This window comes from Nocardia sp. NPDC003693 (assembly GCF_053981095.1).
This window is the reverse complement of the sequence record NZ_JBSFNO010000016.1, coordinates 39,419-65,809: the sequence shown is the minus strand read 5'-3', so window position 1 is coordinate 65,809 and position 26,391 is coordinate 39,419. Positions and strand designations below refer to the sequence as shown.

Here is a 26,391-nt window from a genome sequence, read left to right as displayed (position 1 = left end):
CACCGGAACCGCTGGGCCGCAACGCTGTTCACACCCGTACGACAGGGCGGTTCGCGCCCGCTCACCGCCGCCCGAGGGTGACCGCGAGTCCCGCGCCCATGAGCAGTATCCCGACGATGAGCGGGAACCCGGACCGCAGCCATTCGTACAACGCGACGTGCATCTCGTCCGAGAACGGCAGCTCACCGATGAGCCGGAAGGTGTCGTCCGGAAAGATCAGGTGCAGGATCCCCGGCAGCACGCCCCAGACTGCCCCCGCCACAACGGTTCCCAGCGGCGAATAGGCCGCCGACACGACCACGACCAACAGCAGCAGCGCCCCCAGCAGAATCTGCAGCGTCGACCCGAGCCGGTCCGCCAGATCCCCCAGAATCACCCAGCGCCTGGTGTCGGCAGCCCCGCGCGCGGCGAACACCGTCCCGATCGGGGTGAGGATCAACCCGACCCCCACGCCGGTCAGCGTCCGCGAAATCGTTCCGCCGCTGCGGAACTGCGCGCCCGGCGGCGTCCATCCCGTGGGCGGCGGGAACTTCTCGGGCATGGGCGCCTCCCCTGTTCCCCGGAAACCGCACGGTCCCGGTATCCCATTGTCCGCCCGGCCCGCCGTTTCGCGCCCCCTCGATGCGCGATCGATCCCGCCGCTATATCCGCAGCGGCCGACCAGGTTCCAGGATGTGCACGGTCGTGTCCGCCGCCAGGTCCGCCACGGCGTCGCGATACAGATCCGGCCGATTGCGCTCGGCCTTGGTCATGACGCGGTCGCCGATCGGCCCGCTGGAGAACGCGTAGTGGATGGGAACGGCGATGCGGGCGCGCAGCACCCGAGTGAGATCGGCGGCCTCGGCGGCGTCCATGACCACCTGCCGATTCAGCGCGGGCCGGATGCGCAGCCCGTTGATGGGCAGCAGCGCTAGATCGATGTCAGGGAACCGCCGCGCGACCTCGTCGAGTTCGGGCACCCGCAGGGTGTCGGCCCCGAAGTAGACGGTGTGCCCGTCCGCGCGCAGGACGAAGGTGACTTCCGGGACAGCGTGGCTGGCCGGGGCCGCGATGACCTCGACCGGTCCCAGCTGGGTGCGCTGCCACGGCGCGAGTTCGACCACGCTGCCGAATCCGGCCGCGCGCACCTTCGCCGCCAAGCCGGGGACGACCGCGAAGGGCACGGTCCGGTCCGGGTAGTCCAGCAGGGCGTCCAGGTCGCAGTGGTCGTAGTGGTCGTGGCTGATGACGATGCCCGCGAGCGGGGGCAGGTCGGCGGCGGTGGCGACGCTGCGTGGTTCGCCCTGCCGGTAGAAGCGGCGTTCGGAGAGCCAGGGATCGGTGAGGATGCGGGCGCCGCCGAAGTCGAGCAGGACGCTGGCGTGGACTACGCGGGTCACGGTGAGCATGGGATTCCTTAACAAGACAGCCGTCTGCTTACGGATGTAAGTAGACGGCTGTCTTGGTATGGTGTCAAGGTGACGGACAAACCAGCGCGCAGCCGAAACCGCCGCGGCGAGGGCGCGCTGCTGCGTGCGGAACTCATCGATGCCGCCTCCACCCTGCTCGAGCAGCTCGACGGCCAGGAGGCGCTGTCGCTGCGCGCGGTCGCCCGCGCGGCCGGTATCGCGCCGCAGAGCGTGTACCTGCACTTCGCCGATCGGCGCGACCTGCTCACCGCCGTCTACGCGGTCCGGTTCGACGAGCTACGGCGGGTCCTGACGGACGCGCGCGACGCGGTCCCGAATACCCTTCCCGCCGAACGACTTTCCGCGATCTGCCACGCCTATGTGGCGTACGGCCTCGCGCATCCGGGCCACTACCGGGTGCTGTTCGGCACCGCGGGCGAGCCGGGATGGGAGCCGACCGCGGAGCAGCTACCCGGGCTGCCCACCTTCGCGATGCTCGTCGACGCGGCCGCGGCCTGCGCCGCCGCCGATCCGCGGGACACCGCCGTATGCCTGTGGGCGGGCATGCACGGGCTCATCACCCTGCGCCAGGATCGGCCGAGTTTCCCGTGGCCGCCGGTGGACACGCTGGTTCGCACGTTGGTCACGGCCCACCTCGCCGCGGCGGGCTGACCGCCGGGGGTGCGAGGTTGCCGCCGGGGTGCACCGTGTCGGTGCGGTGCGGCACCATGGACCGGGTGACCTCGACCGACGCGACCCAGACCCAGAACTCCGGCGCACTGCGGGAGGATGCCGAACGGCTGTTGCGAGAGCTGGCCGGGCCCGCGGCCCGGTTGCGGGAAGACCAGTGGGTCGCGATCGAGGCGCTGGTCGTGGGCAGGCGGCGGGCACTGGTGGTGCAGCGCACGGGCTGGGGCAAGTCGGCGGTGTACTTCATCTCCGCCAAGCTGCTGCGTGCGGCCGGGCGCGGGCCGACGGTGATCGTGTCCCCGCTGCTGGCGCTCATGCGCAACCAGGTCGCGGCGGCCGAGCGCGCCGGGGTCGTGGCGGACACCATCAACTCGGGCAACGTCACCGAGTGGGACGAGATCCACGCCCGGGTCGCCGAGGGCGTGGTCGACGTCCTGCTGGTCAGCCCGGAACGGCTGAACAATCCGGACTTCCGCGACGCCGTGCTGCCCAAGCTCGCCGCCGACGCCGGCCTGGTGGTGATCGACGAGGCACACTGCGTCTCGGACTGGGGTCACGACTTCCGGCCCGACTACCGCCGAATCCGCACGCTCATCGCCGATCTCGGCTCCGACGTGCCCGTGCTGGCCACCACCGCCACCGCCAACGACCGCGTCGTCACCGACGTGGCCACCCAGATCGGCACGGACACCCTGGTGCTGCGCGGCGGGCTCGACCGCGAGTCGCTGCACCTGTCGGTGGTGCGCATCCCGGACGCGGTGGCGCGCACGGCCTGGCTCAGCAGGCGCCTGCACGAACTGCCCGGCTCCGGCATCGTCTACGCCCTCACGGTGGCCGCGGCCCAGGATCTGGCCGATGTGCTCAATTCGCACGGCCACCACGTCGCCGCCTACACCGGGCAGACCGATCCGGCCGAGCGCGAAGCCCTCGAGGCCGCGCTGCTGAACAACGAGGTGAAGGCGCTCATCGCCACCTCGGCGCTGGGCATGGGTTTCGACAAGCCCGATCTGGGTTTCGTCGTGCACGTGGGCGCGCCGTCCTCGCCCATCTCCTACTACCAGCAGGTCGGCCGTGCCGGGCGCGGCACCGAGCGCGCCGAGGTCGTTCTGCTGCCCGGCCCGGAAGACCGCGCCATCTGGAGTTACTTCGCCTCGGTGGCGTTCCCGCGCGAGCACATCGTGCGCTCGGTGCTGGCCGCGCTCGACACCGATCGGGCCCTGTCCACCGCCGCGCTGGAACCCCTGGTCGAGTTGAACCGCTCGCGACTGGAGATGGTGCTCAAGGTGCTGGACGTGGACGGCGCGGTACAGCGGGTGCGCGGCGGCTGGATCGGCACCGGGCAGCCCTGGGTGTACGACACCGAACGCTACGAGCGCCTGAACATCGCGCGCGAGGCCGAACAGCAGGCCATGATCGACTATCAGGCCACCGACGCCTGCCGGATGAATTTCCTGCGCGGCCAGCTCGACGATCCGGGCCTGCTGCCGGATTCGCCCGGCTGCGGTCGCTGCGACAACTGCACCGGCACGCGCCAGGACATCGCGGTGGACGCCGGCGACGTGGCCGCGATCCGGGCCCGGCTGGATCGTCCCGGCATCGACCTCGCACCCCGCAAGCAGTGGCCGACGGGCATGGCCAAACTCGGAATCTCGCTGTCCGGCAAGATCTCCCAGGGCGCGGAGACCGGCCGGGTGCTGGGCAGGCTCAGCGACCTCGGGTGGGGTCAGCGCCTGCGCGCCCTGCTGGACGCGCCCGACGCGCCGGTCCCGGACGACGTGTTCAAGGCCTGCACGGTCGTACTGCGCGAATGGAATTGGACCGAGCGCCCGGTCGCGGTCCTGGCCATGGACACCCCGCGGCACCGCCTGCTCACCACCTCGCTGGCCGCCCGCCTGGCCGAGGTGGGCCGCCTGCGCGATCTCGGCACCCTGCACCTGCGCCCCGATCTGCCCCCGGTGTCGGCCGCCAACTCCGCGCACCGCGTGGCCGCCCTCGACAACGCCTGGGACACAACGGATCTCAGCGAGGTGGACGGCCCGATCCTGCTGGTCGACACCCTCACCGATTCCGGCTGGACCTTCACGATGGCGACCCGGGCGCTGCGCGCGGCCGGCGCCGACGCGGTCCTCCCGTTCGCCCTGGCGACCCCGTCCTGACGGGCCGTCGCGCACGAACCGGCTCCCGCGGCACGTTCGTTCGCGGAGGATGCCGCCGCCGGGCGGCATCGCGACCTTCCCGTCGTTCACCGCAGCAGCCACACCGCCGCACGCGACGCGCTCGACGAACGGCAGGGCGATTCCACGACCCGCACGTCCGAGTGTCGCCGGAGCGGCCGCCGTTCGGACGGTGCGCCGGACGAACGGTCAGGAATCGTCCGCGGGGTCGCGATCGCGCAGGGCTTCGAGGGAATCCACATAGCGCAGCATCAACCGCGCGAAGGTCAGCCGGTCGGATTCGGGCCACTCGGCGGTGACGCGATCGAAGGCTTCGCGCTGATGCCTGCGGAACCGGGCCATGAGCTCGTCGCCCGCCGCCGTCACTCGCAGGACGGTGCGACGGCCGTCCAATTGGGACGCGGCCCGGATCAGATACCCCGCCTCGATGTTGTCCGCGACCATGCGGCTCGCCACCGAGGGATCGGCGCCGAGCAGTTCGGCGATCCGGCCGACGGTCACCTCCGCGCCCGGCTCCCGGCTGTGTTCGAGCACCTGGTTGAGCACCAGGGTCCGGCTGAAGTCCTTGGCCGAGAGCGGATTCCGGACCTGGAGCGCGGCGGTGCGGCGCAGCTTCGCGAAGGCCGGGCCCACCGCGTCGAGCAGTTCGTCGGCGGTCCGGGGGTCCTGCGCTGTCATGCGCCCATCGTATATCCGTGACCGGGTGAATATGCATGTTGACGATCAATTATATGACTGACAGCATGTATATGTTCGATGACATGGATCCGACCGCGATGTCGCGCCGGGTCCGCTAGCACCGCAGGAGACCATCCCGTGAAACCCATCGGCTTCTGGCTCAATCGCGCGGACCGCGCCATCACCGCCTATTTCGACGAACGCCTGGCCGCGTTCGGCCTCACCCGACTGGCCTGGCAGGCCCTCAATGTCATCCGCGCCGAACCCGAGATCGCCGAGGGCCGGGTCCACACCGAACTCGAGGCAAACGCCGACCTCGAAACCCGGCTGGCCGCACTGGATCTCGTTCTCACCACCGGCTGGGCCGTGCGCACCGGCGCCGGACTCGCTCTCACCGCTCTCGGGCGCGACCGGCACGACGAGGTCGCCGCGGCCGTAGCCGGCTTCCGCGAGGACTCGATGATCGGCATCACCGCGGATGAATACCGCACCGCCGTCACCGTCCTCGAACGGATGACGCTCAATCTGGAACCCCTGACAGGCGACCACGCCCGCTGAATCATCGGCTCGCACCGGCACCGATGCGACCGGCCCCGCACCGCCCTCGAACGCGGAAATCAGCGCAAACCACCCCGCGCACCACCGAATTCCACAACCATCGTGCGCCACTGCCGAATTCGGCAACCGACGCGACCGGGCCCCGGCGCGACCGCCGGGGCCCGGGGAGAACCGCAGACTCAGTGCGCGAGAACGCCGCTGATCTCGTTCGGGACCGATTCCAGCGTCACCGAATTCACGATCTTGCCCGCGGCCAGATCGACCCGGTGAATCTGCTTGGTGGCGGGATCGCTCACGAACACGTCGGCGCCGCGCACGAAGATCGCCGGTCGCGGCTGCTGCCACTCGAGCGGCTCCTCCCACGCGCCGATGACCGGGACGCTGCGGGTCACCTTGCCCGCCACCGGATCGATGACGTGGATGCGGCCGTCGGTGCCGAGCACCAGGCCGTCACCCTGTGCGGTGCGCGCCAGGGAACGGAAGGTGTAGCTCGTGCCGAGCGGGACCAGGCGCAGCGAGTTGTCCCGGGTGTCGATCAGCGAAACCTGCTGCGGCCGCTCCAGTTCGGCGTTCTTGTCCTGCTTGTAGTCGCCCAGCGCGATCGGGGAGGCGTCGCTGCCGGCCTGGTTGCCGATGCGCCCGTACGGGGTCGGGCTGGTGACCTTGGTGATCACGCCGTCGCGGTAGACCAGCGCGCCGGTCTGGCAGCCGATGACCACCGCTTCCCCGGCCACGGTGGACTCACCGTGCACGCCGGGGCAATCCTCGTTGCGCGCGATCTCCTTGCGGTCCTTGTCCAGCACGACGATGCCGGTGCGCTTCTCCTCGGTGCCGAGGGTGAGAACCAGCTGACCGTTGGACAGCTCGACGGCCACGCCGTGGTGCGGCGCGGCGGCCCTGTAGTTCCGGGTCTTCGGGCTGCCGTGTTCGAGATCGTGCGGATCGAAGATGGTGACCTCGCCGGTGCCGTCGGTGAACAGCACGGTGCGATCGGCGTGCCGGACCACGTGGCCGGGCTTGGCGCCGGGGAAGGTGACGCCGGTGAACTCGCCGTGCACGGCGTCCAGCACCTGGAAGCCCTCCTTGGTCGACACCATCAGGTGGGTGTCGTTCCCGGAGGGGTTGAGCCGGTTGAAGCCCGCCAGCTCCAGCTTCTTCGCGACCGTGAGGTTCTGTCCGTCCAGCAGGTAGATGCCGCCGTCATAGGTGACAGCGAGCGGTTCGGCGATCTCGGCGTGCGTATCCGTCTTGTCCTCGGCGCCGCAGCCGCTCAGGGCCAGCGTCGCGGCCAGCAGGCCGGTGAGCGCGACGCTCGAGCGCGCTCTGGTGCGAATTGACATGGTTGTGCTCCTCATCTCGGTGTTGCGCGAAGCCGTCGACTCAGCGCGCGCCCAGACCGCTCACGATCGAGTCGGTGTTCGCGCGCATCATTTCCAAATAGGTGGCCGCTCCCCCGCCCGGCTCGGTGAGCGACTCGGTGTGCAGGGCAATGACTTTCACGTTCACACCGGCCTGCTCGGCGAGAACGCGGGCCAGCCGATCGGGCTGGGACGAATCGGCGAAGATCGCGGGCACCCCGGCGGTCCGCACCGCACCGGCCAGCTCCGCGATGTCCGAGGCGCTCGGAGAGGCCAGGGCCGCGCCGCCGGGAATGATGGCGCCGATCACCTCGAATCCGAAACGCGCTGCCAGATAGCCGAAGACGTGATGGTTGGTGACCAGTCGCCGCTGCCCGGCATCGAGCGTGCCGAAGCGGGTCGTCATCCACGAGTCGAGCCGGTCCAGTTCGGCCAGGTAGCCCTCGAGGTTGGCGCGGATCACGCCGGTGTCGATGCCCGGTACGTCGAGCAGGCGCGCGCCGATCACCTCGACGGCTCGCCGCGCGCGGGCCGGGTCCGTCCAGAAGTGCGGGTCGGGCCGGTCGCTGTCGCGATACGGCAGGGGGTTCACCTGCTCGCCCACCGACAGCGCGGGCACACCGCTCTCCTCGGCGGCCTCGACGTGGCGCTGCACGCCCTCTTCCAGTCCGAGGCCGTTGTGGACGAGCAGTCCCGCGCGGTCGATGCGCGCCGCCTGCTGGGCGGAGATGGCGAACCGATGGGGGTCGGCGCCGTGCGGCATCAGCACCAGGACGTTCGCGGCGTCGCCCACCAGGACCCGGGTCATGTCGCCGAGGATGTTGGTGGTCACCACGATGTCGACGCGACCGGAATCGGAAGCGCCGCACCCGGGCAGCAGCAGTACGAACAGGGCGGCCAGGGCCGCGCCGAGCATCTTCTTCATCGACCTGTCTCCACCATTCGCGCGGGGGCGATATCGAGCGGGAACGTGCGTGCGCGGCGCAGATCGTCGCGGTAGTCGATCTCGTGGATCACCCGTCCGCCCGCGTCGTTGACGTACGCGCGGTTGGTGTCGATCTCGATCACCGGCGGCGCGTCACCGGGTGTGATCGCCGAGAGCAGGTGTACCCGTGCGCTTTCCGCGCCGGTCACGACGTCGTAGGCGTGCAGCACGCCGTCGCCGGTCAGCGTCAGCAGCGCGCTGCCCTCGCCGGCGGTGTTGGCGGCAACGACCGAGCCGGTCGGGACCAGCCGCCAGGTGTGCGCCCGGCTGTCGAGCACCCAGGTCCCGCGATCCCCGGCGCGGGCGGCGAGGACCGTGCTGCCCGCGCGGTGGGAGAACTCGACCGCGCGCTCGGCGAGTGTGATCGGTTGCGGGTAAGGGACTTTCACCCCGGCGAAGCTGCCCTCCTCGTTCGAGACCACCAAAGCCCCGTCCGCGCAGCCGAATACCACGCCGCGCCGGGTGATCGCCGACCCACGCGGTTCCCGGCAGGAGTCCGCGAGCGCGGTCACCACCGCACCGGCGCGATCACGGATCTCCGCACGCCCGGAAGCGGTTACGACGACCAGATGTTCGGCGTAGGGCAGTGCAATACCGTCGATGAGCCCCTTTTCGGTGACAGCGCCGCCCTCCAGAGCCGGGCGGTCGAGCAGCACGGTCCGGGGCGCCGGGTCCTCGACGACCAGCGCGGTGAGCACGGTGTCGCTGTGGGCGGCGGTCACCGGGCCGTACGGCACGGTCCCCGCGTCGCGGGGTTCGGCCCGGTAGTAGTGCATGTGATCGCCGTGATCGACGGTCCAGGTCCCGCCGTCCAACGCACGGGTGCCATCGGCCGTGCCGGGGTAGGCGAAGCGCCCGTCACCCGCCATGCGCGCCGGGCTCGGGATCCGGCCGTGCTCGGTGATGCCGCCGGTGATCAGATCGACGATCCGGACCGCACCGGCGGAATCCGTTGCCACCAAACGGGATTGCGGACCGTCGGCCTCTTCCGCGCCCTCCACGTACCCGTGCGGCACCGGTTCGGGCTCCGCTTCCTCGGTCGACGTGGCACAGCTGGCCAGCGGCAGCACCGCGCCGAGCGCGAGCAGCGACATCAGCACCTGCCCGCCCGAACCGGACCAGCGCGCCCGCAACCGTGCCGCGGCGGCGGAGGCGAAGAACAGCCCGACCGCGACCGCCGCGATGGTGGCTCCCGCCGCCGTCCCGGCGTGCCAGGAGACCAGCAGCCCCGCCACGGTGGCGAATCCACCCAGCGCGGCGGCCAGCGCCATGATCACCGGTATGCGGTGCGACCAATAGGTCGCGGCGGCGGGCGGCGCGATGAGCAGCCCGAAGACGAGCAGCGTCCCGACGATGTGGAACGAGGCGATGATCGCCAGCGTCAGCAGGCCCAGCAGCGCGCCCTGTGCCCAGCGCGGGCGCAGCCCGAGGGTGTGCGCGGTGCGGGGATCGAAGGCGAGGGCCACGAACGCGCGATGCCCGAGTATCGCGATGATCAGCGAAATGCCCAGCGCCACGGCGAGATAGCGCACGTCCGCGGACCGGATCGCGAGGATGTCACCGAACAGCAGACCGGTGACGTCGACCGCGAACGATTGCGAACGCGACACGATGATCACACCCAGCGCGAGCATCCCGGCGAAGAGCAGTCCGATCGCGGTGTCGGCGGCGAAGCGCGGGCTGCGGCCCAGCGCGGTGACCCCGGCCGCCATGGCGCCCGCGCTCACCGCCGCGCCCACGACCGGATTCCAGCCGAGCAGCGCGGCCACCGCCACCCCGGGCAGCAGGCCCTGCGCCATGGCCTCGCCCAGAAAAGCCATGCCGCGCACCACGACCCAGGTCCCCGCCAGGGCGCAGATACCGGAGACGAGCAGCCCGCCCCACAGCGCACGCTGCACGAATGTCACCTCGAACGGGGCGATCAGCCAATCCATGAGAGCGGACTATATTATGAAAATGATTATCAATACAATCTAGGTGGCAGGGTGGACATGGAGCGAACACCCGCGGTGCGCATCGAGGGACTCACGGCCGGATACCGCGCCGGGGACGTACTCCGGCAGGTCACCGCGGATATTCCGGCCGCGATGGCGACGGCGATCATCGGGCACAACGGGTCCGGGAAATCGACCCTGCTCGGGGCGATAGCGGGTGTGATCACACCCACGTCCGGACGCGTGGTGCGCACGGGCGCGCGGCGACCCGCGTTCGTGGTGCAGCAGAGCGCGGTTCCCGCGACGCTGCCGATCACGGTCCGCGAGACCGTGGCCATGGGCCGCTGGGCGCACCGGGGACCGTGGCGCAGACTCACCCGCTCGGATCGGGCGACGGTCACCGAATGCCTGGAACGCCTGGGGATCACCGACCTCGCGCATCGACGGCTCAGCGCCCTGTCCGGCGGCCAGCGCCAGCGCGCGCTGCTGGCGCGAGCCCTGGCACAGGAATCGGATCTGCTGCTACTCGACGAGCCGACCGCCGGCCTGGATATCGAAGCGCAGCAGGAAATCTCACGCATTCTGCGCGAGTTCGTCACCGCGGGCACCACCGTCGTGATCGCCACCCACGACCGCACCGAGGCCCTGGACGCGGAACACTGCCTGCTGCTGCGCGCGGGCGAGCTGGCCGGCGCGGGCCGCCCGGAGGAGATCCTTCGCGAGCGCGGTGCCGAACGATGAACGCCAGGCGCTGACACCGACCCCCGTGCGGTGATCGGCCCCCGTGCACCGATCACCACGTGCGGGGTCAGGGGTAATGCCCGGGCCCGCCGGCGCCGCGCGCGCCACCGAACCCGGGCTCCCTACCCCGCACCCCAGCACCCCTACCGGATCGCCCCAACCTCGAGCGCCCGACTCGGCGCGCTCCAACCCCGGAGCGCCCCGGGCGAGGCGCTCCGGGCGAAGCGCCTCCTTCCGGCGGCGGCGGTGGATCGCACCGCCGCGGCCGGAATTCCCTACGCGGACCGTCGAATTCCCGGGCCGGTGACACCGGCGGCGCGATCGGTCCAGCCGTCGGCGAGCTGGGCGAGGAGGTACCAAGCCGCGTGTACCTCCTCGTCCGAGACCCGCTCGGCGGTCTTGAGCAGGTGCACCGCGTGCACGTGCGCGCCCGCCATAGCGTCCACGGCCGCGCCGAGGGACTCGGCGCGCGCTCCCCTCCTGCGCGCGCGGTTCGCCACCCAGTCGTCGATGCGAACGACGGTCCGGGCGCGCAGCTCGTCGATGCGGCCGGTCTCGCCGGGCTCCACCCGGCACTCGAGCCGCAGTTCCAAACGCTCCAGGTGCAATTCGGCCAGTGCCCGGGCCAATTTGGTGACCGGGTGATCCTCGGAGCGGTCCCCGATGTGCCCGCAGAACGCGGCCAGCAGTTCGTGCCAATCCGGCAGGAGTGCGTGCAACTCGAAGTCGGTGTGCCGGAAACTGGTCGGCCACGGGTGTGTGCTGTCCGGTTGCCGTATGTACATGGCTGCCTCCACGGCGATGGGGGTGCACCCGACGCCGCGGGCGGTCACCGGACCGCGAGCCCGGCGCGGCAAGGGCGGACCGCGCCGGATCCTGGCAACCGCTATCGGCGAAGGGCACATCTCACGATGCGGCGCCGAGTGCACTACCAGGATGCCCGCTGCGAGCGGTCCTCCCACTGCCCTTTCTCTGGCCCTTCGGTGCCCCTGGGGCGAGATGGCACGCGAAAACCGCTCACCGAGATGAGTTACGCGCGTTGCTATTTCACTCTGCGCGACCGACCGGTTCTTGACATGTGAAGTACCGACCGATCGGATTCGAGAGCCGCGCTAGACCTTGACGAGATCGTCCGCGTGCACCACGGACCGCTGATTGCTTTCCGAGAGTTCGCTGGAGGAGCGACCCTTCATGGCTTCGAGCTCGTCGCTGTCGTAGGCCACGACCCCGCGCGCCACGACCTGACCCTCCGGCGAGATCAGATCGATGACGTCGCCACCGTGGAAACGCCCGTCCACCTTCGTGATTCCGGCCGCCAGCAGCGACCGGCGGCGTTCGGCCACCGCCGCCACCGCGCCGGCGTCGATGTGCACCGCGCCCCGGCTGTCCGCGGCGTGCCGCACCCAGAACTTGCGCGCCGAGAGCCGCACCGGCCGGGCGGCGAAAGCCGTGCCCACGCTCGCGCCGTCCAGCGCCGCCGCCGCATCCGAGGCCGCGGCCAGCAGCACCGGCACCCCGGCATCGGCGGCCAGGCGCGCGGCGGACAGCTTCGAGGCCATCCCACCGGTCCCCAGCGCACCACCGCTGCCGGCGATCACACCGTCCAGATCGGCGCTGCTGCGCACCTCGGGAATGAAATTCGCGGCGCCCTTGCGCGGGTCACCGTCGTACAGGCCGTCCACATCGGACAGCAGCACCAGGGCATCGGCCCCGACCAGGTGCGCCACCAGCGCCGCCAGCCGGTCGTTGTCGCCGAAGCGGATCTCCTCGGTGGCGACGGTGTCGTTCTCGTTGACCACCGCGATCGCGTGCAGCGACCGCAGCCGGTCCAGGGTGCGCTGGGCGTTGCGATGATGCTCGCGGCGGCCGAAGTCCCCGGCGCTCAACAGCACCTGCCCGACCACCCGGCCGTACCGGGAGAACGAAGTGCCCCACGCGTGCGCGAGCGCGAGCTGCCCCACGCTGGCCGCGGCCTGTTTGGTCGCCAGATCCGTGGGCCGCTTGGACAATCCGAGCGGCGCGATGCCCGCGCCGATGGCGCCCGAGGACACCACGATCACGTCCGAGCCTGCGCGCATCCGCGCCTCGACCGCGTCGGCCAGCCGATCCAGTCGCTCGGTCTCCAGACCGCCCTCGAGACTGGTCAGCGCCGACGAACCGATCTTGACGACCACACTGCGCGCCGTCGCGATCGCCTGCCGCGCCGGACTCGGCTCCGCACCCGTCTCCACCCGCGTGATACTCGAACTCACCCGCACCACACCTCACTTCGTCCGCGATACACCGTATCGCCGCTTCGAACTCGCACCGCGACCGATTCCACCGCGGTGGAATCGGTTGCGGGCGTTGCCTACTGGTCCTCGTCGCCGACCAGACCACGGCGCGCACGCGAAGCGTGCTTGCGCTCGGCCGCACCGATGCGGTCGGTCTGGTCCAGTCGCGGGTCCACGCCACGACGGGTGAGCAGGGTCTCCACACCGGCGGAGATCTGCGGCTCCCAGTCGAAGCAGTAATCGCCGATGGTCACCGAGCAGCCCGGCTCGGCGCCCAGCTTGACCAGCTCGTCCTCGACCCCGAGGCGAGCCAGCCGGTCGGCCAGGTAACCGATGGCCTCCGGGTTGTCGAACGGGGTCTGCGCGACCCAGCGCTCGGGCCGTTCGCCGATGACCACGAAGCCGCCCGGCTCGTCCGGGTCCTTGATGATGCGGAATCCGCTGTCGCCCTTGACCACCGGACGGATGACCGGGCGCTTGACCTCGACCACCGGCCGCGACTCGCGGTACTCCTTGACCATGGCCGCCAGGGCGAAGGTCAAGGGGCGCAAGCCTTCCCGGCTCACCGCGGAGATCGTGAACACCGGCCAGCCGCGCTTGGTGAACTCCGGGGTGACCATCTCGGCCAGCTCGGCGGCGTCGGGCACATCGGCCTTGTTGAGGATGACCACGCGCGGGCGATCGGCCAGATCACCCAGGCTCGCATCGCCCTTGAGGGCGGGCTGGTACGCGGCCAGCTCGGCCTCGAGTGCGTCCACGTCGGAAATCGGATCGCGACCCGGATCCAGGGTGGCGCAGTCGACCACGTGGGCCAGCACGGCGCAGCGCTCGAGATGACGCAGGAAGTCCAGGCCGAGCCCGCGACCTTCGCTCGCGCCCGGAATCAGACCCGGCACATCGGCCACGGTGAAGGTCGTCTCACCCGAGAGCACCACACCGAGATTGGGCACCAGGGTGGTGAACGGGTAGTCGGCGATCTTCGGCTTCGCCGCGGACAGCACCGACACCAGCGAGGACTTACCGGCCGAGGGGAAACCCACCAGCCCGACATCGGCGACCGACTTGAGCTCGAGCACCAGCTCGCGCTCCTGCCCGTCCTCACCGAGCAGCGCGAAACCGGGAGCCTTGCGCGCCTTGGACACCAGCGCCGCGTTGCCCAGCCCGCCGCGACCGCCCAGCGCGGCCACGAACCGGGTGCCGACGCCGACCAGGTCGGCCAGCACATCGCCCTCGGGGGTCATCACGACCGTGCCGTCCGGCACCTTCAGCAGCAGCCCCTCGCCCTGCTTGCCGTTGCGGTTGCCGCCCTCACCGGGCTTGCCGTTGCCGCCCTTGGCATGCGGGTGGAAGTGGAAGTCGAGCAGCGTGTGCACGTTGGCGTCGACCTCGAGGACCACGTCCCCGCCGTGCCCGCCGTTACCGCCGTCGGGTCCACCCAGGGGCATGAACTTCTCACGCCGCACCGACGAACACCCGTGCCCACCCTTGCCCGCACGCACGTGCAACACGACACGGTCGATGAATTTGGACATATCGGTGATCATCCTCCTTCAGGACAGTCGAATCGCTACCGCACGCCGCAGCGGGCGCGGATATCGGAAACCAGTGATGAAAACAGCGACGCGGGCCAGGGCTATTACAACCCTGACCCGCGTCGCGTAAGTGCTTGTGGATTAGCTCCGAGACGGCGTCAGGCCGACACCGGCTCCGCAACCACGATGTTGACGGTCTTGCGGCCACGCTTGGTGCCGAACTCGACCGAACCCGCCGCGAGGGCGAACAGCGTGTCGTCGCCGCCACGGCCGACGTTGACGCCGGGGTGGAAGTGCGTGCCACGCTGGCGAACCAGGATCTCGCCGGACTTGACGACCTGACCGCCGAAGCGCTTCACGCCGAGCCGCTGGGCATTCGAATCGCGACCATTGCGCGAGCTGGATGCACCCTTCTTATGTGCCATTTCAGAACTCCTCGTGCCGGGGAACGAACCAGCGATCCCCTGGTCGGAAACTTAGTTGATGCCGGTGACCTTCAGGACCGTCAGCTTCTGACGGTGGCCCTGACGCTTGTGGTAGCCGGTCTTGTTCTTGAACTTGTGGATGCGGATCTTCGGGCCCTTGGTCTGTTCGACGACCTCGGCGGACACGGAAACCTTCGCCAGCTTGTCAGCATCGGTGGTCAGCTCGGCGCCGTCAACGACCAGCACCGGCGCCAGGGACACGGCAGTGCCCGGCAGACCCTCGATCTTCTCGACCTTCACCAGGTCACCAACCGCGACCTTGTACTGCTTTCCGCCGGTCTTGACGATTGCGTACGTTGCCATCGGTCGGCTGCCCTTCTTCCTGTACTAGTGCTGGTGTCAACACTTTGCTCACACGACTGATCCTCCGGTTCACACCGGAAACCGCCGTACGACTGGTCTGGTATTGCACGCCGCCTGGGGCCGGTCGGTCCGCTCGGGAACCTGGCCCTCGTTCTCACAGCATCTGCTCGAATCAAGCAGCACAGCAGAGTGCTGTCGCCGGGGGCAGCGACTGTCCAAGAGTACAGGACCGGCCGAACCCATCCAAACCGGGGTCGTGCCATCGCGATCGGGCCCGAAGCCACAGCTCAGCGGGCCGTAACGGGCCTCGTCGACGCCGCTGTCGCGCACGTCACGCCCGCCCGATCCGGTCCGTGGAAACGGTCCGGCCCCGGCGCGATGACGCCGGGGCCGGACCGCGAAACAGCTTCGGCCGGACTAGTTCCCGCCGTCCGGCGCCCCGGCGGGGCGACCGGCGGCACGACGCCGCTGACGGGTGCGCGGGGGCAGTTCCGCCGGCGCCAGGTCCTGCAGGGACAGGGCCGGGGTGGCGGGCTGGTCCGTGCTCGAGAGCACGAACACCGCGGCCTCGCCGGTGGACGCCGGGGTGGAGACCGACCGTGCGACACGGCGCCGGCGGCGACCGGGCTCCGCGCTCACCCGCTCGGTGACCTCCGGTGCGGCGACCGCGAGCTTCGGTTCGGACTTCGGTTCCGCGGGCGCGGTCTGCGCCTCGGTCACGGCCTGGGCATCCGCCACCGTGACGACGGCCTCCGCGGCGGCGACCACCGCGTCCTCGGCGACCACCGCGTCGGCGGCGGCCTCGGCGGCGGGCGTGTGCCGTCCGGTGCCGTTGGTCGCGGCGCGGGCGGCGGGCTCGGGATCCCGGACCGCGGCCTCGGACACCGCTTCGGCGCCCGCAGCCTCGGCCGCGGCCACCGCCTCGGTGGCGAAGGCCACCTCGTCGGCCACGTCGACATCGTCGTCGTGATGCGCCGCCATCGCCAGGGCGACCGGGTGGGCGCGCTTGGCGGCGGCCTTCTCCTTGGTCTCCTTGACCTCTTCCTCCGGCGCCGGGGCGGCCTCGACCACACCGGTCAGCGGCGCGGACTCGGCCGCGGCGTTGCCGCGATCCTTGCGCCGGCGACGCGAACCCTCGCGGCGGCCCACACCCTCGTCCCCGGCCGGAGCGGACTCCACCGGGTAGTTGTGCACGATGAGACCGCGGCCGTGGCAGGTGTCGCAGGTGGTCGAGAACGCTTCGACCAGACCGGTTCCCAGCTTCTTGCGGGTCATCTGAACCAGGCCCAGCGAGGTCACCTCGGACACCTGATGGCGCGTGCGGTCGCGGCCCAGGGCCTCGGTCAGTCTGCGCAGCACCAGATCCCGGTTCGACTCGAGGACCATGTCGATGAAGTCGACCACGATCATGCCGCCGATGTCGCGCAGCCGCATCTGGCGCACGATCTCCTCGGCCGCCTCGAGGTTGTTGCGCGTGACGGTCTCTTCCAGGTTCGAGCCGCCCGCACCGGTGAACTTGCCGGTGTTGACGTCGACGACCGTCATGGCCTCGGTGCGGTCGATCACCAGGGTGCCGCCCGAGGGCAGCCACACCTTGCGATCGAGGGCCTTGGCCAGCTGCTCGTCGATACGCAGGCTGCCGAAGACGTCGACGCTGCCGTTGGCCTCGTACTTCTCCACGCGGACAAGCAGATCCGGGGCCACGGTGCGCACGTAGTTCTCGACCGTGCTCCAGGCGCGCTCGCCCTCGATGACGAGCTTGGAGAAGTCCTCGTTGAACAGATCGCGCACGACCTTGACCAGCAGGTCGGGCTCTTCGTAGAGGGTCTTGGGCGCGTTCGAGCCGTTCTTGGACTGATCCTCGATCGACCGCCACGTCTGCTGCAGGCGCTCGACGTCGCGGGCCAGCTCGGATTCCTCCACGCCCTCGGACGCGGTGCGGATGATGACCCCGGCGTCCTGGGGCACGATGTCGCGCAGGATCTCCTTGAGGCGCTTGCGCTCGGTGTCGGGCAGCTTGCGGCTGATACCGGTGGAGGTGCCGCCGGGCACGTACACCAGGAAGCGGCCGGCCAGGCTGATCTGCGTGGTCAGGCGGGCGCCCTTGTGGCCGACCGGGTCCTTGGAGACCTGGACCAGCACGGTGTCACCGGGCTTGAGCGCCTGCTCGATCTTGCGCTCGCGGCCGCCGAGACCGGCCGCCTCCCAGTTCACCTCGCCCGCGTAGAGCACGCCGTTGCGGCCGCGGCCGATGTCGACGAAGGCGGCCTCCATGGACGGCAGCACGTTCTGGACCTTGCCCAGGTAGACGTTGCCCACCATGGATGCCGAGCCGGTGCTGGTCACGAAGTGCTCGACCAGGATGTTGTCCTCGAGCACCGCCACCTGCGTGGTGGAACTCGGGTGATCGGGGAAGTGCTTGTCGCGCACCACCATTACCCGGTCCACCGACTCGCGGCGGGCCAGGAACTCCGATTCGGTCAGGATCGGCGGGCGGCGGCGACCGGCCTCGCGGCCGTCCCGGCGGCGCTGGCGCTTGGCCTCGAGGCGGGTGGAACCGCTGATGCCCTGGACCTCGTCGACGTCCTTGGCCGCAGCGGCAGCGGCGGCGCGGCGCTTGCTGCGCGGTTCCCGCTCGTGCACGACCGTGTTCGGCGGATCATCCTCGGTGTTCTCGGGCTCGTTGTCCTCGCCGCCCTTGCGACGGCGACGGCGACGGCGGCGACGGCTGCTCGAGCCCTCGGGCACGATCTCGTCGTCGGCGTCGTCCTCGTTCTCGGCCTCTTCCTCGGCGTCGGCCCGGAGCTGATCCTCGATCTCGGGATCGATCTCGCCCGACTCGTCACCGTCGGCGGCCTGCTCGCCCCGGCCCCGGCCCCGGCCGCGACGGCCGCGGCGACGCCGGCGCGAGGCGGTGTCGCCGCGCTCGGAACGCGAGTCGTCGCCGTCCCAATCCTGGTCGTCCTCGGCGTCGTCGGCGCTGTCCTCGACGGCCTTGTCCTCGGCCGCGGCGACCTCGACCTTGGCCTTGGACTCGGCGCGCGACCTGTCCTCGGCGCGGGTGTCGGCCTTGGCCTGGTCGTCGTTGCGGCCGGCCTCGGCGTCGGGCGCGGTCTTGGCGGGCTCGTTCTTGGGCTTGCGCTCGGCCCGCTGCTTGCGGCGGGTCTCCTCGACGGCGGCCATGTCCGGGGACAGGAACAGCGGCGCGGCGACGGGCGCGGACGGCTGGTAGACGATGGGCTCGCCGACGGGCAGCTCCGGCTGCTGGAACGGGCTGGCGAAAAGTTTGGGGGCGCGTTTGCGCGCGGGGCGGGCCTCGGGCTCGGCGAGGGCGACGGCCTCGGCGGCCTCGACCTCTTCGGCCGCGAATTCGTCGGCGGCGAGCACGTCACCGGCCGCGATGGCCTCGTCCACCGTGGCGGGGGCGGCCGGTTCGGCGGCGGTCTCGGCCGCGGCGGGGCCGAAGGCGTCGCGCACGGTTTCCGCGACGGTGCGGTCCAGGCTGGATTGCGGGCTGCGCGCCTGCGCGCCCATTTCGGTCAGGTGGGCCAGGATTCGTTTGCTGGTGACTCCCAGCAGCTTCGCCAGGGCGTGCACCCGGATGCGTTCGGGCAACTGTTCGGCAGCCGAGCCGGCCGCCGTGCCCTGTTCTCCGGCGTTCACCTGCGATGCGTCCTGCGGCTCTTGATCGGCCACGAAATCTCCTCGGGACCCCCGGGCGCGTCCCTCAGATGTGAGTGACGCGGCCGACGCGGGGGCGCTGTCTCGTCTCGCACCCCATCGGGCGCGAGAGCGTATGGTCTGCGCGCCGCGTGCCCGCTATCACCTATGTTGTCGTCGTTCGGGCGAATGTGGTCACGTGGCGCCTGGCTGTTTGGCTCGACTCCACGGCACGAGCGTTCATCCAGCGGGCCGCCCGACAGCCGAGTCTCGGTAGCCGTCGGCGGCAGCGATGATCGTCCGTCGTGCCGTGATGTCAGTCGGAGGTGGCCCTCACCTGCCGCTAATGGCGGGCAGCGGTCACTTCCGATGCCAGTATCCCACACCACCTCGGGGCGTCGCGCCCACGAACCCCCGACACCCCGTCGCCGGGGATGCCGGAGGTTCGAGCGGACTCACCCGGTGAGGCCGATGTTCGGCCCACACGATGCGGAGCCCGGAAGCGGATCAGAGGGTGAATTCGGGGAACCAGAGCGCGATTTCACGCTTGGCGGAGTCGGGCGAGTCGGAGCCGTGCACCAGGTTGAACTGGGTCTCGAGGGCGAAGTCGCCGCGGATGCTTCCGGTGGCGGCCTTCTCGACCGGATCGGTGCCGCCCGCGATCTGACGGAAGGCCGGGATCGCCCGGTTACCTTCGAGCACGGCCGCGACGACCGGGCCGGAGGTGATGAATTCGATCAGCGAACCGAAGAACGACCGCTCGCGGTGCTCGGCGTAGTGCTCGACCGCGATCTCTTCGGAAACGTTCACCAGCTTCAGCGCCGCGATCTTCAGGCCCTTGCGCTCGATACGGGTGATGATCTCCCCGACCAGGCCCCGGGCCACGCCGTCGGGCTTGATGAGTACCAACGTCTGCTCAGTCACGAGCAAAGCCTAACGGGCAGGTTGCCAGGGAAAAAACTAGGAAGTCCCGGACATCCGCTGGCTGGGGAGCAGCCCGGCCGCGATCCGCTTGCGGACGTCGGCGCGCAGGAACAGGATGAACGCCCAGACGATGGCGAAGACCACGCCGATCACCAGGATCGACAGCTGCATGAAGGCGCCGCCGGCGATGAGCAGGACCTGCAGCGCCAGGTTGAAGTTCATCGCCCAGGGCTTGCCCTGCACGCCCGCGCCCAGGAACATCGCCACGGCCAGGCCGACCAGGAAGGTGATGGACCACCACTCCAGGCCGCCGCCCACGGCCGCGACCACCGGCAGCGCGAGCAGCACGGTGATGGCCTCGAGGATGAGCGTCCCGGCCATCACCCCGCGGAAGCCCTTCCACGGGTCGGTGGCGGGTTCGGGCACCGGGTTCGGCGCGGCGTCTGATCCGGTCACGCGGGATCCTTTCCGAACAGCGAGCGGGCCCCACCGGCGGTGGCGACCGATCCGGTCACCACAATGCCCGCACCGGAGACCATTTCGCCATGTTCGCCCTCTTCGGCCAGGGCGATGGCGGTTTCGATGGCGTCGGCCAGATCGTTGGCCACCGCGACCCGCTCGTCGCCGAACCGCTGCACGGCCAGGTTGGCGAGATCGTCGACGGGCAGCGCGCGCGGGGACCCGTTCTCGGTGACCACGACCGCGTCGACGATGGGTTCGAGGGCGTCGAGGATGCCCCCGGCGTCCTTGTCGCCGAGCACGGCGACCACCGCGATCAGTTTGCGGAAGTCGAATTCGCCGGTGAGGGTCGCGGCCAGGGCCTGCGCGCCCTGCGGGTTGTGGGCCGCGTCCAGGAAGATGGTCGGCGCGCTGCGCATGCGTTCCATGCGGCCGGGACTCACCGCGCTCGCGAACCCGGCTCGGATGGCGTCGACGTCGAGCTGGCGGGAGGCGCCCGCTCCGAAGAACGCCTCGACCGCGGCCAGGGCGAGCACGGCGTTGCGCGCCTGGTGCTCGCCGTGCAGCGGCAGGAAGATGTCGTCGTAGACGCCGCCGAGGCCCTGCAGCGAGAGCACTTGGCCGCCGACCGCGACCGCGCGGGTCAGGACCCGGAACTCCGAGCCCTCGCGCGCCACGGCGGAGTCCATCTCCACGGCCCGGCGCAGCAGCACGTCCATGACCTCGGGTTCCTGCTGCGCGATGACCGTGACGGTGTCGCGCGGAACCAGGCCGTCGTCGGGGGCCTTCTTGATGATTCCGGCCTTCTCCCCCGCGATGGACTCGAGGTCGGGGCCGAGGTATTCGGTGTGGTCCAGGCCGATCGGGGTGATGACCGCGACCTGCGCGTCGATCACGTTGGTGGCGTCCCAGCGCCCGCCCATCCCGGTTTCCACGACGGCGACGTCGACCGGTGCCTCGGCGAAGGCCGCGTAGGCCATGCCGGTGAGCACCTCGAACTTGCTCATGGCCGGGCCGCCCGCGGCGTCGGACTGCTTGTCGATCATCTCCAGGAAGGGCAGCAGTTCGTGGTACAGCTCGACGTACCGCCCGGGCGTGATGGGCGCGTTGTCGATGGCGATGCGCTCGGTCGCCAGCTGCAGGTGCGGGCTGGTGATGCGGCCGGTGCGCCGGTGCAGCGCGGTGAGCAGCGCGTCGATCATGCGGGTGACCGAGGTCTTGCCGTTGGTGCCCGCGATGTGGATGGCCGGGTAGCCCTGCTGGGGTGAGCCGAGCAGGTCCATCAGGGTCGCGATGCGGGTCAGCGACGGTTCGATCTTGGTTTCCGGCCAGCGCTTGTCGAGTTCGGCTTCCACCAGCGCCATTTCGGCCAGGTCGACCGGGGAGGTTCCGGTGAGCGGCCCGGGCGCGTACTGCGCCCGGGGCTCCTCGTCGTACTCGTGATCGGGCTCGTCGGTCATGCGCGGTCCGCCAGTTTCGCGATCTCGGCCAGGCGCGCGCCGATGCGCTCGACCTCGGAGGCGGCGATCTCCTGCCGTCCCCGGATCTTGGCGACCACGTCGTCGGGCGCCTTGGCCAGGAACCCCTCGTTGCCGAGTTTGCCGGTGGTGCCCGCCAATTCCTTCTGCGCGGCGGCGAGGTCCTTCTCCAGGCGACGGGCCTCGGCGACGAGGTCGACGGTGCCGGAGGTGTCGATCTCGACGGTCACGGTGGCGGTGCTCAGGCGCACCTCGAGCGAGGCGGTGGCGGCGAAGTCGTCGCCGGGCGCGGTGAGCCGGCCCTGGTTGGCGATCTCGGTCTGCTGGGCGAGCACGTCGGCGGCGTCCAGGCCGATGAGCTTGGCGGCGACCTTCTGGCTGTCGGCCAGGCCCTGATCGCTGCGGAAGCGGCGGATCTCGGTGATCAGGCGCTGGGTGTCGGCGATGCGGCGGGCCGAAACCTCGTCGGCGGGAACGCCACTGGCCTGCGGCCACGCCGCGATCACCACCGATTCGCCGCCGGTGAGCGCGCGCCAGAGCTGTTCGGTGACGAACGGGATGGCCGGATGCAGCAGGCGCAGCACCGAATCCAGGACGTTGCCGAGCACGACGCGGGTGCTCGCGGCGCGCTGCTCGGACTCGGCGAACTGCACCTTGGCCAATTCCAGGTACCAGGAACAGAATTCGTCCCACGCGAAGTGGTAGAGCTGCTCGCAGGCCTTGCCGAAGTCGTAGCGGTCGAAGTTGGCGTCCACCTCGGCGCGCACCTGGTCCAGGCGATCCAGGATCCAGCGATCGGAGTCGGTGAGGGTGTCGCGGGCCGGAAGCTCGCCGGGCTGCGCGCCGTTCATGAGCGCGAACTTGGTGGCGTTGAACAGCTTGGTGATGAAGCTGCGCGAGGCGGTGACGTGCGAGGTGCCGATGGACAGGTCGCTGCCGGGCTGGGCGCCGCGCGCGAGGGTGAATCGCGTGGCGTCCGCGCCGTATTCGTCGATCCAGTCCAGCGGGTCGATGCCGTTGCCGCGCGACTTGGACATCTTCTTGCCGTGTTCGTCGCGAATCAGGCCGTGCAGGAACACATCCTGGAACGGGACCTGCTCGGTCTCGGCGTCCTTGCCCGCGGTGATGGCCGGGTCGTCGGAGACGAACATGCCGAACATCATCATGCGCGCCACCCAGAAGAACAGGATGTCGTAGCCGGTGACGAGAACGCTGGTGGGATAGAACTTCTCGAGTTCGGCGGTGGTGTCGGGCCAGCCCATGGTGGAGAAGGGCCACAGGCCCGAGGAGAACCAGGTGTCCAGGACGTCGGGGTCCTGCACGTAGCCCTCGGGCGCCTGCTCGTCCGGTCCGACGCAGACGATCTCGCCCGCGGGGCCGTACCAGATCGGGATGCGGTGGCCCCACCAGAGCTGGCGGGAGATGTTCCAGTCGTGCATGTTGTCGACCCACTCGAACCAGCGGGGTTCCTGGCTGGCGGGGTGGATCTTGACCTCGCCGTTGCGCACGGCGTCACCGGCGGCCTTGGCGATGCCCTCGACCTTGACCCACCACTGCATGGACAGGCGCGGTTCGATGGGCTCGCCCGAGCGCTCGGAGTGCCCGACCTGGTGCTTGTACGGGTAGACGCGCCCGACGATGCGGCCCTCGGATTCGAGCCGCTCGCGGATCTTCACGCGGGCCTCGAAGCGGTCCATGCCGTCGAATTCGGTTCCGCTGTCGGCGATCTTGCCGGTCTTGTCCATGATCGTGGGCATGGGCAGGTTGTGGCGCAGGCCGAGCTCGAAGTCGTTGGGGTCGTGCGCGGGGGTGATCTTCACTGCGCCGGAGCCGAATTCGGGGTCGACGTAGTCGTCGGCGACGATCGGGATCTGGCGGCCGGTGATGGGGTGGTAGACGGTGGTGCCGATGAGGGCCTTGTAGCGCTCGTCCTCGGGGTGCACCGCGACGGCGGTGTCGCCGAGCATGGTCTCCACGCGGGTGGTGGCGACGATCACGTGCGGTTCGTCGTCGTTCAGCGACCCGAAGCGCATGGACACGAGCTCGCCGTCGACCTCCTTGTGGTCGACCTCGAGGTCGGAGATGCCGGTCTGCAGCACGGGCGACCAGTTGACCAGGCGCTCGGCCCGGTAGATCAGGCCCGCCTCGTAGAGGCGCTTGAAGATGGTCTGCACGGCGCGCGACAGCCCGTCGTCCATGGTGAAGCGGTCGCGGCTCCAGTCGACGCCGTCGCCGAGGCGGCGCATCTGGCCCTGGATCGCGCCGCCGGACTCGCGCTTCCAGTCCCAGACCTTGTCGATGAACAGCTCGCGGCCGAAGTCTTCCTTGGTCTTGCCGTCGACGGCGAGCTGCTTCTCCACCACGTTCTGGGTGGCGATGCCGGCGTGGTCCATGCCGGGCAGCCACAGCACCTCGAAGCCCTGCATCCGCTTGCGGCGGGTGAGCAGGTCCATGAGGGTGTGGTCCAGGGCGTGGCCCATGTGCAGGCTGCCGGTGACGTTCGGCGGCGGCAGCACGATCGAGTAGGCGGGCTTGTCGCTGCTCGCGTCGGCGGTGAAGTAACCAGCGCGTACCCAGCCCTCGTACAGGTCGCTCTCTACGTCGCTGGGGTTCCAGCTCTTGGGGAGGGCGTCGGCACGATTACGCGGGTTCTCAGAGGCTGTGCTGGTCACCTGGCGATTCTAATGGAGGCCCGCGCAGGGCTTGACAGGGCCGCCGACCGAGCTTTGCAGCCTCACCACCGGACACTCTCGACAACTCCAACTCGCAGTTCGCGGACCGCCCGGTTCTGGACTGAGTGGAGCGGGGGAGCGAAGCGGAGGAGCGGAGGGAGGGAAGAACCGGGCCCGAAGGGCCGCGAACCCGCCGGAGCGAAGCGGAGGCCAAAAGATGCGGGCGGGACTTGCGGCGGATGAGGGACACCGGAAGCCCCGCCCTCACGAATCAGACTACCGGCGGATTCGGTCGGACTGCCGAATCCATAAGCAATTCTCAGGATTCGGCCAAATCGCCCAGGCTAGACCGTCTTTCGTTGCATTCACGTTGCGTCGGGCGCACCAACTGCCCGCCACGCAGGATCCGGCTCCCGCCGCGAAACCCTGTCGTAGAGTCCGAAATATGCCGTTCGTCGCTCGCGGGGGAACGAAGATTCACTACACCGATACGGGAGGTGCCGGTCAGGCCATAGTTCTGGGGCACTCGATGCTCATGGACAACGAGATGTTCGAACCGCAGCGATCCGCTTTGGGGCAGGAGTACCGGATCGTCGCCATCGACTCTCGGGGTCACGGGCCCAGCTCGGACGACGGAACACCGTTCAGCTATTGGGATCTGGCCCGCGACGCCTGGGCCGTGGTCGATCACCTCGGCATCGACCGGGTGGTCGTGGGCGGCGTCGAGGACGGCGCGTCCACCGCGCTGCGCATGGCGCTGCTGGCGCCGCCGCGGGTGCGCGGGGTGGTGGTGATCGGCTGCACGGCCAAGGCCATGCCGCCCGATCGCCGGGTGGGCTACCGCGAGGTGCTGGACTACTGGGCCGGCGACGGACCGCTCACCCCGACCATCAAGATGGTGTCCGCGCTGACCATCGGCGGCACCCTCGAGGACAAGCTGCCGTGGTGGGACAAATGGATGACCGGCGATCGCGGCCGGGTCCGGCCGACCACCGAGTGCCTGATCAACAGGGATTCGGTGTTCGAACTGCTCGGCGACATCGACTGTCCCGCACTGGTTCTGCGCGGGTCCAGCGATCAGACCTCGACCCCGCAGGACGCGCTGGACATCGCGGCGGCCTTCGGCGGGCGGGCCGCGGCGCACACCATCGCGGGCGCCTCCATGGTGCCGAACCTCACCCATCCCGATCGGGTCAACGCGATCCTGCGGGACTTCCTGACGGGACTTCCCGGGTAGGGGCGGCCCCGACGAGTCCGATGAACAGCTGGTGCGCGGTGTCCGGCGCGGTGCTGCGGTAGCGCTGCACGACCACGTCGAAGACGGTGGCCGTCTTGGGGTTCCGCAGCCGGAAGGTCGAGTCGGGCCGGCCGATGCCGACGTGCGCGTCCTCCCAGAGCCTGCGGAAGTCCGCGTGCTCGCCCAGTTCGCGCAGCAGTTCGTCGATGTCCGCGCGGCCGTGCGCCTGGGCGGCGTACGCGCGGAAGCGCCCGACCATGAGCCGGGCCTCGTGCTCCCATTCCTCGATGACGATGCGGGCGCGCGGGTCGGTGAACAGCCAGCGCACCACGTGCCCGCCGCGCAGCAGACCCGGGAACGCCGCGTCGAAGGCGCTGTTGCAGGCCACCACCCGCCAGCCGTCGTCCAGGGCGGCGGCCAGGTGCGGGAGCAGGGCGTCCAGTGTGGTGCGCACCGTGTCGACGACGGGGTCGTCGCGGCGCAGTTGCCGGGGATTGCGCCGGGTGGGCTGCTGCTGGGCCAGGTGATAGAGGTGTACGCGTTCGGCGGCGTCCAGGCCCAGGACGGTGGCGAGCGAATCGAGGATGGCGGGACCGGGGTTGAGCGCGTCGCCCTGTTCGATCTTGGCGATGTAGCCGAGGCTGGCGTGGGTGGCCTCCGCCAGTTGTTTGCGGGTCAGCCCGGCGGGATGCCTGGCGGTGCCGCGCGAGCGGCGTTCGCGGACGAATTCGGCCAGCGACGGCGCGCGCAGTGCGGACGCGGTGGTCCCCCTGCCGTTCGGCGCCCCGATGTCATTGTCCGGCAAGAGTTCTCCCATTCACCCGGGCAGCCTTCGTGACCTGCCGGAATTGCACAGTACCGC

Annotated in this window: 22 protein-coding genes; 5 read left to right on the top strand and 17 right to left on the bottom strand. The window is 70.2% G+C overall.

Annotated elements, in window-relative coordinates; genetic code table 11:
• Window positions 1–61: 61 nt before the first annotated feature.
• On the bottom strand, window positions 62–541 hold the full coding sequence (locus ACWDOP_RS19200) for a hypothetical protein (protein ID WP_456346178.1): 480 nt from the start codon (window positions 539–541) through the stop codon (window positions 62–64).
• 100 nt (window positions 542–641) lie between these two features.
• Window positions 642–1,388, bottom strand: a complete 747-nt coding sequence (locus tag ACWDOP_RS19195; RefSeq protein ID WP_456346177.1) for an MBL fold metallo-hydrolase — start codon at window positions 1,386–1,388, stop codon at window positions 642–644.
• Between the two features lie 69 nt (window positions 1,389–1,457).
• On the opposite strand from ACWDOP_RS19195, the gene ACWDOP_RS19190 reads away from it, so the two are divergent.
• A complete protein-coding gene (locus ACWDOP_RS19190) occupies window positions 1,458–2,060 on the top strand; it encodes a TetR/AcrR family transcriptional regulator (protein WP_456346176.1) in 603 nt (200 codons plus the stop codon).
• A 56-nt stretch (window positions 2,061–2,116) separates the two neighbouring features.
• Complete coding sequence (locus ACWDOP_RS19185; RefSeq protein WP_456346175.1) at window positions 2,117–4,234, top strand: RecQ family ATP-dependent DNA helicase; 2,118 nt, start codon at window positions 2,117–2,119, stop codon at window positions 4,232–4,234.
• Between the two features lie 207 nt (window positions 4,235–4,441).
• Here ACWDOP_RS19185 and ACWDOP_RS19180 read toward each other — a convergent pair whose 3' ends face one another.
• Window positions 4,442–4,930, bottom strand: a complete 489-nt coding sequence (locus ACWDOP_RS19180; protein ID WP_456346174.1) for a MarR family winged helix-turn-helix transcriptional regulator — start codon at window positions 4,928–4,930, stop codon at window positions 4,442–4,444.
• Window positions 4,931–5,068: 138 nt separating this feature from the next.
• On the opposite strand from ACWDOP_RS19180, the gene ACWDOP_RS19175 reads away from it, so the two are divergent.
• The gene (locus ACWDOP_RS19175; protein WP_456346173.1) at window positions 5,069–5,488 is read left to right on the top strand and encodes a hypothetical protein; all 420 of its coding nucleotides are present in this window, start codon (window positions 5,069–5,071) and stop codon (window positions 5,486–5,488) included.
• Between the two features lie 179 nt (window positions 5,489–5,667).
• On the opposite strand, the gene aztD is transcribed toward ACWDOP_RS19175, so the two are convergent.
• Genes aztD through aztB form a run of 3 tightly spaced genes read right to left on the bottom strand, consistent with a single transcriptional unit; the run spans window position 5,668 to window position 9,765 of the window.
• The gene (aztD, locus tag ACWDOP_RS19170; RefSeq protein WP_456346172.1) at window positions 5,668–6,828 is read right to left on the bottom strand and encodes a zinc metallochaperone AztD; all 1,161 of its coding nucleotides are present in this window, start codon (window positions 6,826–6,828) and stop codon (window positions 5,668–5,670) included.
• A 40-nt stretch (window positions 6,829–6,868) separates the two neighbouring features.
• Window positions 6,869–7,771 (bottom strand): metal ABC transporter solute-binding protein, Zn/Mn family, encoded by a 903-nt coding sequence (locus tag ACWDOP_RS19165; protein ID WP_454203185.1) that lies wholly within the window; start codon window positions 7,769–7,771, stop codon window positions 6,869–6,871.
• Window positions 7,768–9,765 carry a zinc ABC transporter permease AztB gene (gene aztB / locus ACWDOP_RS19160; RefSeq protein WP_456346171.1) on the bottom strand — a complete coding sequence of 666 codons (1,998 nt, stop codon included), beginning with the start codon at window positions 9,763–9,765 and terminating at the stop codon, window positions 7,768–7,770. The genes ACWDOP_RS19165 and aztB overlap by 4 nt, the downstream gene beginning before the upstream one ends.
• Window positions 9,766–9,822: 57 nt before the next feature.
• On the opposite strand from aztB, the gene aztA reads away from it, so the two are divergent.
• Window positions 9,823–10,506, top strand: a complete 684-nt coding sequence (gene aztA, locus ACWDOP_RS19155) for a zinc ABC transporter ATP-binding protein AztA (protein ID WP_456346170.1) — start codon at window positions 9,823–9,825, stop codon at window positions 10,504–10,506.
• Window positions 10,507–10,781: 275 nt separating this feature from the next.
• Here the strand turns inward: aztA and ACWDOP_RS19150 are convergent, their stop codons facing one another.
• The 10 genes from ACWDOP_RS19150 to ACWDOP_RS19105 form a co-directional block, all read right to left on the bottom strand.
• Window positions 10,782–11,291 (bottom strand): DUF4254 domain-containing protein, encoded by a 510-nt coding sequence (locus ACWDOP_RS19150; protein ID WP_456346169.1) that lies wholly within the window; start codon window positions 11,289–11,291, stop codon window positions 10,782–10,784.
• Window positions 11,292–11,618: 327 nt separating this feature from the next.
• Window positions 11,619–12,758 carry a glutamate 5-kinase gene (gene proB, locus ACWDOP_RS19145; RefSeq protein WP_456346168.1) on the bottom strand — a complete coding sequence of 380 codons (1,140 nt, stop codon included), beginning with the start codon at window positions 12,756–12,758 and terminating at the stop codon, window positions 11,619–11,621.
• A gap of 98 nt (window positions 12,759–12,856) precedes the next feature.
• Window positions 12,857–14,311, bottom strand: coding sequence for a GTPase ObgE (gene obgE / locus ACWDOP_RS19140; protein WP_456346167.1), 1,455 nt, complete (start codon window positions 14,309–14,311; stop codon window positions 12,857–12,859).
• A 158-nt stretch (window positions 14,312–14,469) separates the two neighbouring features.
• Window positions 14,470–14,736: a 50S ribosomal protein L27 gene (gene rpmA / locus ACWDOP_RS19135; protein ID WP_456346166.1), complete on the bottom strand. Its 267-nt coding sequence runs from the start codon at window positions 14,734–14,736 to the stop codon at window positions 14,470–14,472.
• A 51-nt stretch (window positions 14,737–14,787) separates the two neighbouring features.
• The gene (rplU, locus tag ACWDOP_RS19130) at window positions 14,788–15,099 is read right to left on the bottom strand and encodes a 50S ribosomal protein L21 (protein ID WP_354986255.1); all 312 of its coding nucleotides are present in this window, start codon (window positions 15,097–15,099) and stop codon (window positions 14,788–14,790) included.
• Between the two features lie 417 nt (window positions 15,100–15,516).
• On the bottom strand, window positions 15,517–18,795 hold the full coding sequence (locus tag ACWDOP_RS19125) for a translation initiation factor IF-2 N-terminal domain-containing protein (protein WP_456346165.1): 3,279 nt from the start codon (window positions 18,793–18,795) through the stop codon (window positions 15,517–15,519).
• A 471-nt stretch (window positions 18,796–19,266) separates the two neighbouring features.
• Complete coding sequence (gene ndk / locus ACWDOP_RS19120; protein WP_456346164.1) at window positions 19,267–19,683, bottom strand: nucleoside-diphosphate kinase; 417 nt, start codon at window positions 19,681–19,683, stop codon at window positions 19,267–19,269.
• 36 nt (window positions 19,684–19,719) lie between these two features.
• Window positions 19,720–20,064, bottom strand: coding sequence for a DUF4233 domain-containing protein (locus tag ACWDOP_RS19115; RefSeq protein WP_454203405.1), 345 nt, complete (start codon window positions 20,062–20,064; stop codon window positions 19,720–19,722).
• Between the two features lie 71 nt (window positions 20,065–20,135).
• A complete protein-coding gene (folC, locus tag ACWDOP_RS19110; RefSeq protein WP_456346163.1) occupies window positions 20,136–21,602 on the bottom strand; it encodes a bifunctional tetrahydrofolate synthase/dihydrofolate synthase in 1,467 nt (488 codons plus the stop codon).
• Complete coding sequence (locus tag ACWDOP_RS19105; protein ID WP_456346162.1) at window positions 21,599–24,292, bottom strand: valine--tRNA ligase; 2,694 nt, start codon at window positions 24,290–24,292, stop codon at window positions 21,599–21,601. The genes folC and ACWDOP_RS19105 overlap by 4 nt, the downstream gene beginning before the upstream one ends.
• Window positions 24,293–24,737: 445 nt before the next feature.
• Between ACWDOP_RS19105 and ACWDOP_RS19100 the strand changes: the two genes are divergently transcribed.
• Window positions 24,738–25,529 carry an alpha/beta fold hydrolase gene (locus ACWDOP_RS19100; RefSeq protein ID WP_456346161.1) on the top strand — a complete coding sequence of 264 codons (792 nt, stop codon included), beginning with the start codon at window positions 24,738–24,740 and terminating at the stop codon, window positions 25,527–25,529.
• Here the strand turns inward: ACWDOP_RS19100 and ACWDOP_RS19095 are convergent.
• Window positions 25,486–26,346, bottom strand: coding sequence for an MmyB family transcriptional regulator (locus ACWDOP_RS19095; protein WP_456346160.1), 861 nt, complete (start codon window positions 26,344–26,346; stop codon window positions 25,486–25,488). The two genes, ACWDOP_RS19100 and ACWDOP_RS19095, sit on opposite strands and share 44 nt — an antisense overlap.
• Between the last annotated feature and the right edge of the window lie 45 nt (window positions 26,347–26,391).

Coding starts and splice junctions, on each gene's coding strand:
- aztB (WP_456346171.1), bottom strand. CDS start 9,765: ATGGATTGGCTGATCGCCCCGTTCGAGGTGACATTCGTGCAGCGTGCG.
- rpmA (WP_456346166.1), bottom strand. CDS start 14,736: ATGGCACATAAGAAGGGTGCATCCAGCTCGCGCAATGGTCGCGATTCG.
- ACWDOP_RS19200 (WP_456346178.1), bottom strand. CDS start 541: ATGCCCGAGAAGTTCCCGCCGCCCACGGGATGGACGCCGCCGGGCGCG.
- ACWDOP_RS19150 (WP_456346169.1), bottom strand. CDS start 11,291: ATGTACATACGGCAACCGGACAGCACACACCCGTGGCCGACCAGTTTC.
- ACWDOP_RS19165 (WP_454203185.1), bottom strand. CDS start 7,771: ATGAAGAAGATGCTCGGCGCGGCCCTGGCCGCCCTGTTCGTACTGCTG.
- ACWDOP_RS19185 (WP_456346175.1), top strand. CDS start 2,117: ATGGACCGGGTGACCTCGACCGACGCGACCCAGACCCAGAACTCCGGC.
- ACWDOP_RS19095 (WP_456346160.1), bottom strand. CDS start 26,346: ATGGGAGAACTCTTGCCGGACAATGACATCGGGGCGCCGAACGGCAGG.
- ACWDOP_RS19100 (WP_456346161.1), top strand. CDS start 24,738: ATGCCGTTCGTCGCTCGCGGGGGAACGAAGATTCACTACACCGATACG.
- ACWDOP_RS19115 (WP_454203405.1), bottom strand. CDS start 20,064: ATGGCCGGGACGCTCATCCTCGAGGCCATCACCGTGCTGCTCGCGCTG.
- ACWDOP_RS19180 (WP_456346174.1), bottom strand. CDS start 4,930: ATGACAGCGCAGGACCCCCGGACCGCCGACGAACTGCTCGACGCGGTG.
- rplU (WP_354986255.1), bottom strand. CDS start 15,099: ATGGCAACGTACGCAATCGTCAAGACCGGCGGAAAGCAGTACAAGGTC.
- aztD (WP_456346172.1), bottom strand. CDS start 6,828: ATGTCAATTCGCACCAGAGCGCGCTCGAGCGTCGCGCTCACCGGCCTG.
- aztA (WP_456346170.1), top strand. CDS start 9,823: ATGGAGCGAACACCCGCGGTGCGCATCGAGGGACTCACGGCCGGATAC.
- obgE (WP_456346167.1), bottom strand. CDS start 14,311: ATGTCCAAATTCATCGACCGTGTCGTGTTGCACGTGCGTGCGGGCAAG.
- ACWDOP_RS19195 (WP_456346177.1), bottom strand. CDS start 1,388: ATGCTCACCGTGACCCGCGTAGTCCACGCCAGCGTCCTGCTCGACTTC.
- folC (WP_456346163.1), bottom strand. CDS start 21,602: ATGACCGACGAGCCCGATCACGAGTACGACGAGGAGCCCCGGGCGCAG.